At 56.9% G+C, this 13,740-nt stretch carries 12 protein-coding genes and 1 CRISPR repeat array; of the genes, 10 read left to right on the top strand and 2 right to left on the bottom strand.

Features of this window, described 5'->3' with window-relative positions:
- Positions 1 to 26 precede the first annotated feature (26 nt).
- A complete protein-coding gene (locus E4J93_RS06485) occupies positions 27 to 410 on the top strand; it encodes a hypothetical protein (protein WP_147588659.1) in 384 nt (127 codons plus the stop codon).
- Positions 411 to 458: 48 nt separating this feature from the next.
- Here E4J93_RS06485 and E4J93_RS06480 read toward each other — a convergent pair whose 3' ends face one another.
- Positions 459 to 980, bottom strand: coding sequence for a DUF188 domain-containing protein (locus E4J93_RS06480; RefSeq protein ID WP_147588658.1), 522 nt, complete (start codon positions 978 to 980; stop codon positions 459 to 461).
- A 62-nt stretch (positions 981 to 1,042) separates the two neighbouring features.
- Positions 1,043 to 1,465 carry a hypothetical protein gene (locus E4J93_RS06475; protein WP_147588657.1) on the bottom strand — a complete coding sequence of 141 codons (423 nt, stop codon included), beginning with the start codon at positions 1,463 to 1,465 and terminating at the stop codon, positions 1,043 to 1,045.
- A gap of 454 nt (positions 1,466 to 1,919) precedes the next feature.
- Between E4J93_RS06475 and cas3 the strand changes: the two genes are divergently transcribed.
- The 9 genes from cas3 to E4J93_RS08105 all read left to right on the top strand — a co-directional run bounded on the left by cas3 (position 1,920) and on the right by E4J93_RS08105 (position 13,657).
- Positions 1,920 to 4,973 (top strand): CRISPR-associated helicase Cas3', encoded by a 3,054-nt coding sequence (gene cas3, locus E4J93_RS06470; protein WP_255431952.1) that lies wholly within the window; start codon positions 1,920 to 1,922, stop codon positions 4,971 to 4,973.
- Between the two features lie 253 nt (positions 4,974 to 5,226).
- The gene (gene casA / locus E4J93_RS06465) at positions 5,227 to 6,894 is read left to right on the top strand and encodes a type I-E CRISPR-associated protein Cse1/CasA (RefSeq protein WP_147588655.1); all 1,668 of its coding nucleotides are present in this window, start codon (positions 5,227 to 5,229) and stop codon (positions 6,892 to 6,894) included.
- Positions 6,895 to 6,918: 24 nt separating this feature from the next.
- Positions 6,919 to 7,584: a type I-E CRISPR-associated protein Cse2/CasB gene (gene casB / locus E4J93_RS06460; protein WP_147588654.1), complete on the top strand. Its 666-nt coding sequence runs from the start codon at positions 6,919 to 6,921 to the stop codon at positions 7,582 to 7,584.
- A complete protein-coding gene (gene cas7e, locus E4J93_RS06455; RefSeq protein ID WP_222705701.1) occupies positions 7,581 to 8,723 on the top strand; it encodes a type I-E CRISPR-associated protein Cas7/Cse4/CasC in 1,143 nt (380 codons plus the stop codon). The genes casB and cas7e overlap by 4 nt, the downstream gene beginning before the upstream one ends.
- A gap of 12 nt (positions 8,724 to 8,735) precedes the next feature.
- A complete protein-coding gene (gene cas5e, locus E4J93_RS06450; RefSeq protein ID WP_147588652.1) occupies positions 8,736 to 9,431 on the top strand; it encodes a type I-E CRISPR-associated protein Cas5/CasD in 696 nt (231 codons plus the stop codon).
- An 18-nt stretch (positions 9,432 to 9,449) separates the two neighbouring features.
- Positions 9,450 to 10,136, top strand: coding sequence for a type I-E CRISPR-associated protein Cas6/Cse3/CasE (cas6e, locus tag E4J93_RS06445; RefSeq protein WP_147588651.1), 687 nt, complete (start codon positions 9,450 to 9,452; stop codon positions 10,134 to 10,136).
- Positions 10,076 to 11,137: a type I-E CRISPR-associated endonuclease Cas1e gene (gene cas1e / locus E4J93_RS06440; protein WP_370511758.1), complete on the top strand. Its 1,062-nt coding sequence runs from the start codon at positions 10,076 to 10,078 to the stop codon at positions 11,135 to 11,137. Before cas6e ends, cas1e begins: the two co-directional genes overlap by 61 nt.
- Positions 11,134 to 11,490, top strand: coding sequence for a type I-E CRISPR-associated endoribonuclease Cas2e (gene cas2e / locus E4J93_RS06435; RefSeq protein ID WP_147588649.1), 357 nt, complete (start codon positions 11,134 to 11,136; stop codon positions 11,488 to 11,490). Before cas1e ends, cas2e begins: the two co-directional genes overlap by 4 nt.
- Positions 11,491 to 11,539: 49 nt before the next feature.
- Positions 11,540 to 13,058: a CRISPR direct-repeat array (repeat unit 28 nt; unit sequence GTGCTCCCCGCGTACGCGGGGATGATCC).
- Between the two features lie 323 nt (positions 13,059 to 13,381).
- Complete coding sequence (locus E4J93_RS08105; protein ID WP_187231637.1) at positions 13,382 to 13,657, top strand: hypothetical protein; 276 nt, start codon at positions 13,382 to 13,384, stop codon at positions 13,655 to 13,657.
- The last annotated feature ends 83 nt before the right edge of the window (positions 13,658 to 13,740 follow it).

The raw sequence follows: 13,740 nt of genomic DNA, 5'->3' as shown, positions 1-13,740 counted from the left end.
TGAAGACGCGGCCAAGGAGGTTTCTTATGATGGATGAGTTTGATAACGGGTCGAATCGAGTAGCGGACGACGACGCTGCAAACGGCGTCCGCATTATGGATGATGCCGTTGCGGCCGAGGAACGCGAGCACGATGCCGAGCGCCTAGGGCAGGCGAGTCGCTTGCTTCTCGCGCTGCTCGGGCTTTCAACCTGGACGCTCGAGGAGGATGGACCGGTTGCGAACAAGGGCGTCGACACCGGCCTGCTCTACCGCGCGGTCGAGCACCTAATCGCTTCCGGGGCGCTTGTGCGAGACGTGCAGTCGTCGGAGCTGCGTTTTACCGAGCGCGGGGCAGGTTCGTCCGCCTTGGTGCTCGAATCGCTCAACTATTTCGAGCGCGTTTTGGAGCAAGCGCACGAGGGGCGCTAATCAGTTGAAGCCATAGAAGCGCCGTCGATGGGCATTGTGGGGACCGAGCTAGCCCTCGTTTGGGGATAGCGCCTCGCGAAGCAGGCGGGCGAGGTTGGAGCGAAAGCGCTCGCGGTCGTCGTCGTTAAAGGCCGAGGGTCCCTGCGTGCGCCCGCCCGCGCGGCGGACTTTCTTTTCCTCATGGCGAATGAACAGCTGCATATCGATGGTGGCCTTGCTGTAGACGTGCCCGCGTACGCCGATGGCCGCCGCGCCGCGTCCCAGCACCATGCTGGCAAGGCCGATATCCTGCGTGACCACCACGTCGCCTGGCTGCAAGCGCTCGATGATGGCGAAGTCGGCGCTATCGGCGCCGCATGAGACGTCGAGCGTCTCGGCCCAGAAACCGGGATGCGTGGCGTCGCGCCCACGGGCGTGCTCGGCATCGCGCGGATCGTCGCGCCGAATACGTCGGGCAAGGTTCTGCGTGGAATTGCCGGCAATGAGCACGGGAACGCGCGCCGCTCGCGCGCAGGCGAGGGCCTCGCGTGTCACGGGGCATGCGTCGGCGTCGATAATGAGGGTGGGCATGGCGTGGTCCTTCCTAGAATTATGTGCGTCGCGATGGGACTAGAAGGTTGGGTCTTCGACCCTTAGTCCTCATCGTCGATATAGTGGACCTCGGCGCCCTCCGGGATGACCGCGTTGCCATCCTTGTCTTCGTAGATCGGGACGTCGTCCGAGTAGTCAAGGAGTCGGCAACCCTCGATTCCGTTGACGGTGTAGCTCTTCTGGAACTCGTTGACGAACTCCTCGTCGTCGCCCAGGGCGGCCATGCGTGCGTTCTCTTGCTCCATGAGCACATCGAGAGGGGTGGATTCATCGTCATCTCTCTGCTTTCTGATTCTCTCGGTTTTCAGGAACTCCTCGTAGGGCTCCCCCTCGCGCGTCTGCTCCTCTTCCTCTGACTCCTCTAGGCGGCGACGCTCCTCTTCTTCCTCTTCGCGCTCGCGCCAGTAACGGTCTTCTTCATCCAGCTGAAGAAGGAGCGCTTTATCCTCGTCGCTCGTCCACATGGTGTACCTCCCTGTGCGTGGTGCATCGTTCTTGCGCGCATTTCTGCGTTATGCCCTATTGTTAGTTGTAGCGCACTCAGTGCGCAACGGTTAATCTGCTAATTATCGACCGGGAACTTGCGGTAGGAATAGTGGATTGCGCTACGGGCGCCCCAGCCATGGGGTGTGGCGCCGGCGATGCGGGCCATGCATCTGTGCGTGTGGACGGCGGATTCGGCTGCGGGTAGGGTCGTGAACGCGATTGCGTGCGCGCCGATGTTGCCGCGCCTCAGCACTATGCTGACAAGGCCGATTCCCTGCGTGATCACCACGCCTCTCGGTTGTAGGCATTCGACGATGGGAACGTTTTTGCTGCCGTTGTCCCAAGATTTCCCTTTTGCTCTCAAAACCGTGTCCGCACGCTGTGGCACTATTGCAGTATATGGTCATGTGTATGCGGAAGCGGGTGGTTTTGGTGATCGATGAGGAATATATCGAGCTTTCTCCTGCCACTAGTAGGTTGTGGGCAAAGTCCGACGACGGGCTTAACGAAGAATGGCTCCCCCTGTTCTTACATATGATCGATACCGCGTATGTTGCCCGCATGCTGTGGGATCGCTGGGTACCGATCGGTGTGAAGGACACAATTGCGAGGGCAATGGATGTAGATTGTGATTTTGCGAAGAGAGTAACCATTCTTCTTGCTGGCCTGCATGATTTGGGGAAGGCGGTTCCCGCTTTTCAGGCTCAGCCTCTGCGCCATGGAGGGATACTGGTTGAGAATCCCTTTGTATCGGGGCTCAAGGGGTACGGGTTCGGTTTTCCTTCTGCCAGCGCGGCTACGTTGAATACGGTTCCACGCCATGCGTGGTCTAGTGCTGCGTTCTATTTAAGCTACTTATATGGCTTGCCCGCATGTGCGTCTAGGGAGATGAAGAGCGCTGCGGCGTCTTTGGCGACCATCTTGGCGCTGCATCACGGCTCTACGCCCAAGGAGCCTATTCGCCCCAGGGCTCTCAGCCGTTACGCTACTGCATTGGGGACGAATGATCCCGCATGGAATGAAACTCGGCTTGAGTTGATCGCCTTGATTGAACGTATTGCGGAAATTCAAGAGGGTGATTATGACAGGATTCTCAGCTCGAACGGCATGGGAACAGCGGGTGTCCCTGCAAACGTTGGAGTATTGCTCGCCGGTATCTGCATCATGGCTGACTGGCTTGCTAGCAATAGAGAGTTCTTTCCTTTGCTTCCGATGATTCCATCTACGAATGCGGGGCGCGCGTTGCAAAACGGAAGGGCCTCACTGGCTGATTTGGAAGCCCGTGCGCAGGATGCGTTCGATGTGATCGACATCCTTCCGCCCTGGTGTAGCCAGTGCGGTTCGTTCTTGAACATGGCTGATGATTTTGCCGTTCGCTTCGGGCTGCCTGCCCAGGCATCCCCGCGCCCGGTCCAGATCGATGCCGTGGAGCTGGCGCAAAGCGCTAGCCATGGCGGGCTTATGATTATTGAAGCGCCCATGGGAGAAGGGAAGACAGAGGCCGCGCTTGCCGTTGCCGAGATCTTCGCTGCGCAATCTGGCTGCGGCGGGGTGGCTGTTGCCCTTCCCACTATGGCTACAACTGATGCGATGTTTGGGCGCGTTCGTAAATGGCTCGATGGACTGCCGCAGCCTGATGGCACAGAGGCACGCTCGATTTACCTGGCACATGGTAAATCGAGGCTGAATGACGAGTTCCAGGGAATCGTCGCGCGTTCAAGGAATTTTGTCCGCCAGTATTACAACGAGGCGATGGAATCCGGGGACCTTACTCTCGCAGACTTGATGTTGCAGCGTGATGAGGTGGTTGCATCGGACTGGTTGTTTGGACGGAAAAAGGGAATGCTGGCGAATTTCGTTGTATGCACGATTGACCAGGTGCTCATGGGTGCATTATCCATGAAGCACCTGGCGCTGCGTGACTTGGGGCTTGCAAACAAGGTGCTCATTATCGACGAATGCCATGCATACGATGCGTATATGCAGGTATATCTCGAGCGCCTTCTTGAATGGTTGGGAAGCTGGAGCGCACCGGTCGTTATGCTTTCGGCAACGTTGCCTGAAGAGGCACGCCGTCGTTTTGTTTCTGCTTACGAACTGGGCGTTAATGCGTGTGCCCCGTCGGAGCATACCCATGCCATCGATACTGTCCTCCCAACCATTGATTCATATCCGTTATTGACGTTAGCCGATGGCGGGCAAATCCGTTGCTGCGAGTCAAAGCCGTCTGCCAGGTCATGCCAAGTACAGCTGGCATGCATAGATGATGATGTTGACGCTTTGGTCGATATAATCGATTGCGCCTCCGCTCAGGGAGGTTGCATCGGCGTCATTTGCAATACGGTGAGGAGGGCCCAGGAGGCCGCGGATGTCTTATCGTCCAAATATGGCGACGAGGTCCTGCTGACCCATTCTCGGTTTACCGATTTCGATCGTATGAAGAGGGAAAACGAGATTCGAAAACTGCTGGGTGCGAACGCTACACGTTCTAACGGCCGCCGACCTGATCGGCTGATTGTGGTCGGCACGCAGGTCTTGGAGCAATCGTTGGATATTGATTTCGATATGTTGATCTCCGATATCGCTCCCGTTGATCTTGTGTTCCAGCGGCTTGGCCGTATGCATCGCCATGACAGGGGGAGGGATGGGCGACCAGACGGCCTCCAGGAAGCGCGTTGCTATATCAGGGGTATTACGGGGTGGCATGTTGATGGCCCCTCTCTGCAGGCGGGAGTTGAAAGCATTTACGGCAAAGCCTCTTTGTTCGAAAGCCTGGCGTCTCTCGGCCTAGTTTATCCTGAGTCGCAGGCTACGGTCGATATACCTGCCGATATTGCCTCGACGGTCAGGGCGGCCTATGGAGACCAGCGCGATTTGCTCATTCCTGATAACTGGCAAAAAGAATACAGAGATGCATGTGATGCGCGTAAGCGCAAGATGGACACCAAAAGGAATCGTGCCGAGTATTGTTTGGTGGAATCCGCCACAAAGCTCCTTGAACGCGGACAAGGCCTGGGCGAATGGTGTAGGAAGGCGGATGCCCCTACAGGTGGAACGGCTCGCGATGACGATTGGGGTCCGCGTGCCGTTAGGGATACGGAGGAGACGGTCGAGGTTATTCTGCTGTGCCGAGAACATGACGGATTGCATCTTTTGCCTTGGATTGGCGATGAGGAACACGGTGTCCCGCAGGGTGCCAGGGTTTCGGCAGATGCTGTTCCGAGCTTCGACGAGCAAAAGGTCATCGCGAATTCCACTGTCAGGCTTCCCCTGGAGATGTGTTCTGCGGATATGATCGAGCCTTTAATCATTGAGCTTGAAAAGCGGTGCGGCGCGTTGCTTGGCGCCTGGGTTGATGCGCCATTATTGGCTGGCTCTCTCGTTCTGCTTCTCGATCGTCTGCCAGGTGAGGACTACGGGACATCTATCGCCGGGCATAAGTTCTGGTACTCGAAATGCCTTGGAATAAAATCTTGTTCATTGTAATCCGATAGTTAGAGGGCTATATTAAATGTAATGACCAATAGGTTGCTTTAGTTCCTTGAGAGCTGAATATGGCAAAGGTTTTTGGTTGCTTTGCGAATACGCATATCACGTGCGTTTTTCAGGCTGTTCCCCACATATGTGGGGATGATCCAAAGATGTTATTGCGCTACAAGATGGTCCTTCCATATTGGAGGGATTGGAGGACGCGCGTGATCTCCTTTTCATTTCAACAACTAAAGAACGGAGGTTTGACATGAATACTGATACTGCCTCATTTTCGTTGCTGACATGCCCGTGGATCAAGGTGCTTTGGCATGATGGTCATCAGGGTGAAGTATCGATTCTCGAGGCGTTTGAGAATGCCGGTGCAATTGCCGAGATTACAGGAGATATTCCCCAGCAATCGGGCGTGCTCCTGCGCATGCTCGATGCGATTATGCGTCGTGCGTATGGTCGCTCAACGCTTGATAGGTTTAGCTCGATAGAGCTTTGGCTTTCGATGTGGGAGCGCGGGAGCTTCGACATGGATATCCTATCGGGGTATCTGGAGGAACATGCTGTCTCATTCGATCTCTTTGGGCCAAAGCCCTTCTATCAGGTTTCTGATTTGGAGTATGCGTCCGATAAGCCATTCGATCCCGTTCCCGGCTTGATGGCCGATGTTCCGTCTAAGCCTGAAAAGCATCTTTTTTCGCTTCGTGGAATCGCTGCGCCAAATCGCATGACGTTTGCCGAAGCTGCACGTTGGCTTGTCTTTACGCAGGCTTTTGACACTGCGGGCATCAAGACTCCCGTTGTGGGCAACACCCATGCAAAGAACGGTAAGGCGTACGCTCCTAAAGGAATCCCCGGGACTGGGTACCTCGGTAATCTTGGGCTGGTTTACCTAGAGGGGCGTAACCTGTTCGAAACGCTGATGTGGAATTTCGTTCTTTTCGATGACGCTCGCGCAGATGTTTGTTTTCTTGGGAACCAAGAGGATCTTCCGCCATGGGAGAAGGATGAGAGCACTTCCGACAGCATGGAGTTGCTGGCTCCTACTGGCCTTGTTCAATTGGAGACCTTGCAGTCCCGGCGGGTGCGTCTTATCGCATCCGATGATGGCAGCGGTGTCATCGGCTTTGTCTCCTGCTATGGCGACTTGTTGCATCCGGTGGATGCGATGAAATACGAGACGATGACATCTATGAAGCAGAGCGAGCCACAGCGTGTACGCCTCAAGCTTCCCGTCGCGCCATTTATGCCTCGTACGCACGATGCTAAAAGAGCTATGTGGCGCGGGCTGAGCGGGTTGATTGCTGTATCGGGCGGCGTCGGTGAAGGGCTTGATGATCGGCCGGGGGTTATTCGCTGGATGAACGCCATGGCAGATGAGCTCGCAGAAGTCGAAGACGATTTCTGCGATCTGCTTCCCAAGCAGGTTGCGATCCATGCGCAAGGCATTGAGTACGGAACTCAGAGCAGTGTGTATGTGGACAGCTTCGATGATCGGCTGCAAATAGGTTCTGCTCTTGCTATCCATGACGATGAGGCAGTGCGACTTGCTATCGAGCTTGCTGATAAGGCCGATTCGGCGATTTTCGAAATCGCTAAGCTTGTTCGAGCTTCGGAGGAGTCGAAGGGCGATAAAGCATCGAAGGACATTGCGTCCGCGAGGGTGCAGGATGTGGTAGTGGCCGCATATGCGGAGGTCGATGCGCTGTTCAGGGCCTATCTTGCTGGACTTACCGTTGGCGAGGACTACCACGTGCGAACACTGACGTGCGGGGATGCCATACGCAGAAGCGTTCTTCGCATTGGATTCGATGCCGTTGCCCAATCGAATGCCCAAGAGTTCGTTACACATTCTGGTCGTAGTGTTGCGTATGCGAAATCGTATTTCGCTCAAAGGGTTAACAAGCTTTTGCCTTCGAGCGAATAGAACGCAATAGAGAAAGGAGCCTATATGGCATACGCGCTTAGTGAGCGCTCCTTCGCGCTCAATCGTTTTGTCAACAGGAAGATCAGGAGGCTACAGCGTGAGTTTATGGGTGAAGGTGGCAACGAGGCCGCTGCCCGAGCCCAGCTGGCGCGCCTGAGGAGGCTTGTAACGGGCGAGGCCCCCTCTCTCCTTACTCTGGGAGACCTGGTGCTTTTCGATTGGCCTATCGATGAACTTGGTGATCCTGCCGGATCGTCTCGTGAACTCCGCGCCGCTTGCGTTGCCCTCGGTGCCTATGCGGTTCTGCAACAGGGAAAAGGCTATGGGGTCGCCGCATTCTCGGAAAACGATGCAGAGAGAAGGGTGAATTCGTTTGGTCGAGCCTGCTGGCAGATTCAGCCCGATCAAAGTCTGGCTGCAGGGGTCATGCGTAGGCTTGCGTCCATCGAGGGTTCTTCTGATTTTTCCGGTGTCATATCAGGTGTTCGTTCGCTGCTGGGCCTGATGAAATCAGCTCGCACGGACGATGGCACAGATCGAATGATACGTCTGGATTTCGGCCTTCTGGCCGCTGATCTGTATGAGATTCAGGGTCCGGCGTATCAGCGCGAGCGCGCGATCTCTCGTTGGGGCTCCGCGTACTTCGTCCCCGTATCGCGCGGGAACAAGCAGGATAAAGATAACGAATGAAAGGACCGATGATGCTGTACGTCGATTTTTGTGCAATCCAGAACGTTCCGTCCAACAATATCAATCGCGATGACACGGGGGCTCCGAAGACCGCTGTGTACGGCGGGGTGCGTCGCGCCCGCGTGTCGAGTCAGGCCTGGAAGAAAGCCATGCGCGATGAGTTCGCCTCGATGCTCCCCGAGGAAGTGCTCGCAATTCGTACCAAGCTTGTCGCCGATCAGGTGGCTTGCGTAATCGAGGATATGTGCCCAGATCTGCATGAGAAGGCTCTTCCTTTGGCCAAGGCCGCTCTTACCGCTGCTGGCATTGCTGTCGAGGAGTCCAAGCGAAGCGGCGACGACGAGGGAAAGATCGCGGCGAAGTATCTCATCTTTATTTCACGGGCGGAAATCGTCGCGCTTGCGAATGCGGCGCTTGCCTGGGAGGAGAACGGGGTTGATTGGGCAACGGCTAAGCCCAAGGACCTCAAGAAGGATGTAGCGGGGGCATTCCATGGTAAGCAGGGAATCGAGATCGCCCTGTTCGGCCGCATGCTTGCCGACGCTCCCGATTTGAATGTCGATGCTTGCGCGCAGGTCGCGCACTCCATTTCCGTCGATCGTGTCACCCAGGAGTACGACTACTTCACGGCTATGGACCAGTGCGCTGCTGACGATAACGCTGGCGCAGCCATGATTGACTCGACTGGTTATAATTCGTCTACGCTGTATCGCTACGTTACAGTGAATGTGAGCTCACTGGTGGACCAGCTGGGCGATACCCAGACTACCGTCGATGCCGTTGCCGCCTTTGCTGAGGCATTTATTCGCTCCATGCCGACCGGTAAGCAAAACTCGTTTGCAAACCGCACGCTGCCCAATGCAGTGCTCGTTTCCGTTCGCGACAAACAGCCAGTGAACCCGGTGAGTGCGTTCGAAGTTCCCGTGGCGGCAAAGGGCGCCGAGTCGATTTCGCGCGTAGCAGCTCGCAAGCTTGGGGCGCGCGTCGGTTCGATTGAGCGCTCCTACGACATGCCCGCCTGTGCGGCGTGGAATATCGTGGACTCGGAGCCGGTCGAGGAGCTCGATACCGTTAGCGTGCGCACGGATCTGCCTGGCTTGCTTGAGTCGCTTCGTGTTCAGCTTGCCGAGCGTCTGTAGACGGTGATTTGAATGAGTGTGTTGGTCTTGCGGCTCGCGGGACCCATGCAGTCCTGGGGCGATGGTTCAAGATTCCTTACGCGTCAGACTCGCAAGGAGCCCACAAAAAGCGGAGTTGTCGGATTGATGGCCTCCGCGCTTGGACGCGCTCGCGACGAGTCCGTTGAGGATCTGGCGTCTTTGGAGTTTGCTGTTCGTGTTGATAAGTCCGGAGAACTTGTGCGTGACTTTCATGCTGCAAGGGTGAGAGGGCAAAAGAATTCGATGATCTCGAACAGGTACTATCTGTCGGATGCTGTGTTCGTCGTTGCGCTGGGCGGCAATGACGGTCTTCTCGCTGATGTGGCATCGGCTTTGGTGTGTCCAAAGTGGCCGCTGTTTTTGGGAAGGAGGTCGTGCCCGCCGGATTTCCCGCTTGTTTTGGGCCTGCATTCCGAGAGCGATGACGTTCGAGATGTGCTTCGGGGCGTGCCCTGGCAGGCTCCCGAGTGGTATAGACAGCGCCATTGTCCTGCAGAGCTGCAATTGGTTTGCGATGGTCGGGAAGGCGAGGTCTGCGAGGCGCGTGCGGATTTTCCCATTAGCTTCGACTTTACGAAGAACCGCAGCTATGGCATGCGCCCGGTATTTATCGATATGATCGCGAACCCCGATTTCGTCGACGAGTCTCATCCCAACGTGGATGAACACGATCCAATGGATTTCTAGCCCGGAAAGGAGGGTGCTATGTATCTATCTTGCCTTGAGCTCGATCAGGGGTCGGAGTCAACCTATCGGCATATTGTCTCGCCTTACCGTATCCACGCGTTGGTTGAGGCGGCTTGCTCTGGAAATGCGGGTTCCTCGAGCGGAGAATCGACTGAGGGGCGCATCCTGTGGCGTCTCGATGTTTCTGAGTTTTCGAACGCCGCTCGGTTGTTCATCGTGAGCCCGGCTGCTCCTGATTCCGACTTGCTGTGCAAGCGATTGTCGCTCGATTGTTCAGCGATTCGAACGAAAGAATATGATGAGCGGCTCGATGGGCTGCAAGCAGGGCAACTTTGGGCCTTTCGCCTCAAAGCGAATCCAGTTCGCAAGGTCCTCGTCGATAAGGGCCTGGTCAAGCGAGATGGCGTTGTGGGTACGCTTCAGGCGGAAGTGACGTCGGAGCAGCAAATCGATTGGCTTCTCAAGCGTTGCGAGGGGTACGGTTTTCGCATTCCCCTCAACGCCGCGGGAGAGCCGCAGGTAAGGGTGAGCCAAAGTCGCAAGGAGCGCTTCGCCCGCAGTGGCAAGCAGGTTACTTTGGGGACTGCTCGCTACGATGGTCTTCTAGAAATCTCCGATGCCGAGCTGTTTCGGAAGGCGCTTGTATGCGGTATCGGGCGTGCAAAAGGCTTTGGCTGCGGATTGTTGACCATTGCCAAACCGTAGGGGCTAGCATGATGAGTGATGAGGAAAGGGTTGCTCGATCTACGACGATATCGCGTAAGGCCCCACCTCCGCCGGATGTTATCGAACTTGCTCGCATGGAAGACCGGATATCATTTGCGTACTTCGAGCGATGCGTAATCGGTCAGGAAGACAACGCCATCACTGTTACGGATGCCGAGGGGGTTGTTAGGCTTCCTTCGGCATCCCTGGGCGTCTTGATGCTCGGCCCTGGTTCGTCCGTGAGCCATAAGGCGATGTCGGCTATAGCGGAGAATGGAGCTACGGTTGTTTGGGTGGGGGAGAACGGGGTGAGGATGTATGCAGCTGCGCGGCCGCTCGCCCATTCTTCCGCCCTTTTACAGCAACAGGCTAAGCTCGTTTCGAATACTCGGAGCAGACTCGCGGTCGCTCGGGTGATGTATCAAATGAGATTTCCCCATGAAGATGTTTCGAAGTTGACTATGCAGCAGCTTCGTGGTCGAGAGGGGGCTCGAGTTCGGTCGGTATATCGTTCGTTGTCGAAGAAGACTGGCGTGGAGTGGGATAAGCGCACGTATGATCATGACGACTACGAAAGCGGCACGGAGATCAACAAGGCGCTATCCGCGGCGCATGCATGTTTGTATGGAGTTGTCCATGCGGTGATCGTTGCCATTGGATGCTCGCCTGGCTTGGGGTTTGTGCATGTCGGTCATGAGCGTTCTTTCGTTTACGACATTGCCGATTTATATAAGGCGGAGCTTTCGATTCCGGTGGCATTTGAGGTTGCGGCGAAGCAGCCTGAGGATATCGGCAGCGCCGTGCGGCATGCAATGAGGGATCGGTTCTACGATATGTCTTTGCTGGGAAGGGTGGCTAAGGATATTAAGCGGCTCCTTAACGTTGTTCCAGATGAGAAAAGTGATGCCGAGTCACTCGCTCTTTGGGATGACAAGCTCGGCGAAGTCGCGTATGGCAAGTCCTATGGATGCGATGATGATCAGGTGGGTGAAGAGTCATGATTGTGATAGTTGTGACCGCTTGTCCGCCCAGTGTTCGGGGAGATTTGTCACGGTGGCTGTTTGAGATATCAACAGGCGTGTTCGTTGGTCATGTTTCCGCCCGTGTCCGGGAGGCTCTTTGGACGAGGGTCACTGCTTTCGTAAATGATGGCAAGGCGATAATGGCTTATTCGGCCAGCAACGAACAGCATGTTGCGTTTCGCGTTCATCGGTCTAGTTGGAAGCCTAGGGATTGCGATGGTTTGGTTTTGATGGAGAGGCCGAACGGTTGCGAAGATGAGAGTTACTATGGAGCCAGGAAGTCAGGCTGGAGCGATGCAAGCAAGAGGCACAGGGCACGTCGCTTTGGATAAAGTGATGCAAAACTGCCAGACCGACCATTGGGATCGCAGGTAAATAAGTGTGCTCCCCGCGTACGCGGGGATGATCCCCGCTCCTCGAAGTCGGCGCGGACCTCCTCGATCGTGCTCCCCGCGTACGCGGGGATGATCCCGAGGAGCACGCGGCCAAATCCCGCGCCGTCTGCGTGCTCCCCGCGTACGCGGGGATGATCCTCAGCCGGACAATCCGCACGACTCCCAGGCCATCGTGCTCCCCGCGTACGCGGGGATGATCCCATGATGCAAACGTCCTCGGGAACCTCGCAGCCGGTGCTCCCCGCGTACGCGGGGATGATCCCCTCGAATCCCCAATCGTGAAGACGAAGCGCGGGGTGCTCCCCGCGTACGCGGGGATGATCCCGCGCATCCCGTATCGCGGCAAGCCCGCCGATGGTGCTCCCCGCGTACGCGGGGATGATCCCCGTGGCGTTCGTATACAACGGTGTTGTCTTTGGGTGCTCCCCGCGTACGCGGGGATGATCCCCACTGCGGCTGGCCTAAAGAAAGTAATCCACAAGTGCTCCCCGCGTACGCGGGGATGATCCCCAACTTTATTCCGAAGGTTTCCAATCAGAATCAGTGCTCCCCGCGTACGCGGGGATGATCCCTGCGACATAAGTGCGAAACCTACTGCGACAACCGTGCTCCCCGCGTACGCGGGGATGATCCCCACGTCCGGCTCGCCGTCCTTGCCGACTCGTGTGTGCTCCCCGCGTACGCGGGGATGATCCCCAAACAATCCGCTGTTAAATTCTTCGTCAAGAAGTGCTCCCCGCGTACGCGGGGATGATCCTAATCGTATCCCCAGTCCTCGTACATCTTGCACAGTGCTCCCCGCGTACGCGGGGATGATCCCCGCCGATTGCTACCTTGTATACGTTGCTGCGGCGTGCTCCCCGCGTACGCGGGGATGATCCCCTGACTACGATCAAGGTGGGCGACGACAACGCAGTGCTCCCCGCGTACGCGGGGATGATCCTAGCCGTGTCGCGGGTCGGCGGCGATGCGCTCGGGTGCTCCCCGCGTACGCGGGGATGATCCCTCGATAGCCTCGACGATGATCGCTCCACCGTGGGTGCTCCCCGCGTACGCGGGGATGATCCCATGTCCAGTGTAGGTGTATTTGTGAATGACTTTGTGCTCCCCGCGTACGCGGGGATGATCCCGAATCGCTAACAAGGTGTGGGAGCACAACCAAGGTGCTCCCCGCGTACGCGGGGATGATCCCTGCGATGCTGCGCGCACTGCACCGGATGCCATCTGTGCTCCCCGCGTTCGCGGGGATGATCCCCCCCCTTGTCGACCTCGGTCGTCGACTCGAATCCGGTGCTCCCCGCGTACGCGGGGATGATCCCGAGATAGACAACCTGATCGACCTCGCCGCGAAGGTGCTCCCCGCGTACGCGGGGATGATCCCTCGGCCCCGAGTGCGTGGCCATGGTCGACCCGGGTGCTCCCCGCGTACGCGGGGATGATCCTGCAATTACGCCACGGCAAGGAGCCGGGGCACGAGTGCTCCCCGCAAGCTCGGCATTCGCGCTGACAAGCTCGAAGTGCTCCCCGCGTTCGCGGGTTCGCGGTTCAGCGTGCATCTCTACACGCCTTGCGCTTCATCAGTGCGCGGCATGCGTAACCGCCTGCAGGCGACGTTGGTTTCGTCCCTGGACACCTTGATTTCTCCTTATTGGATCCCGTGTTCCGGTTCATTGCTGTGGTGTGATTGCATTAGGAGCAGCGTACTATTTGGGCAATAGCAAATGAGCGTTGCACGGCGAATGTATTCAGCTGCGTGCGTCCCCTATAATCCATATGTGGAATACAGAAGGAAACATTTATACAGGTAAGCAAGGCAATCAGGCATTTAGTGGACAGCGCTGGGACTAATTCGCATGCTGCATCGCTTGCGCTCGGCAAGTCCCGCGAGTGCGTTCGCAACGCGTCGAAGCGGCCCTCGCCGTCGCTTGCGACGGTTGCCGACATTTGCGACTTCGATGTGATCATTCGGGACCGCCGCACCGGCGCGGAGGCGACGATTGCGCCTCCCAGGCGTACCAACGATGATGGGCAACTGGGTGAGGACGACGTGCGCTACGATTTCGTGAGCACCTACGAGGAGCTGATGGACAAGGTAATGCAGTAGGGGGCGTCGTCGCCCTCTTTCGCGGCGGGCTCGAGATGTATCGAGGTACTTTTTCGTACTGGTTTCTGAAATGCCTTTGTATA

Source organism: Collinsella sp. BA40, assembly GCF_008014645.1.
In the GTDB taxonomy this organism is placed as follows: Bacteria; Actinomycetota; Coriobacteriia; order Coriobacteriales; family Coriobacteriaceae; genus Collinsella.
This window is presented reverse-complemented; position numbering and strand designations above follow the sequence as displayed.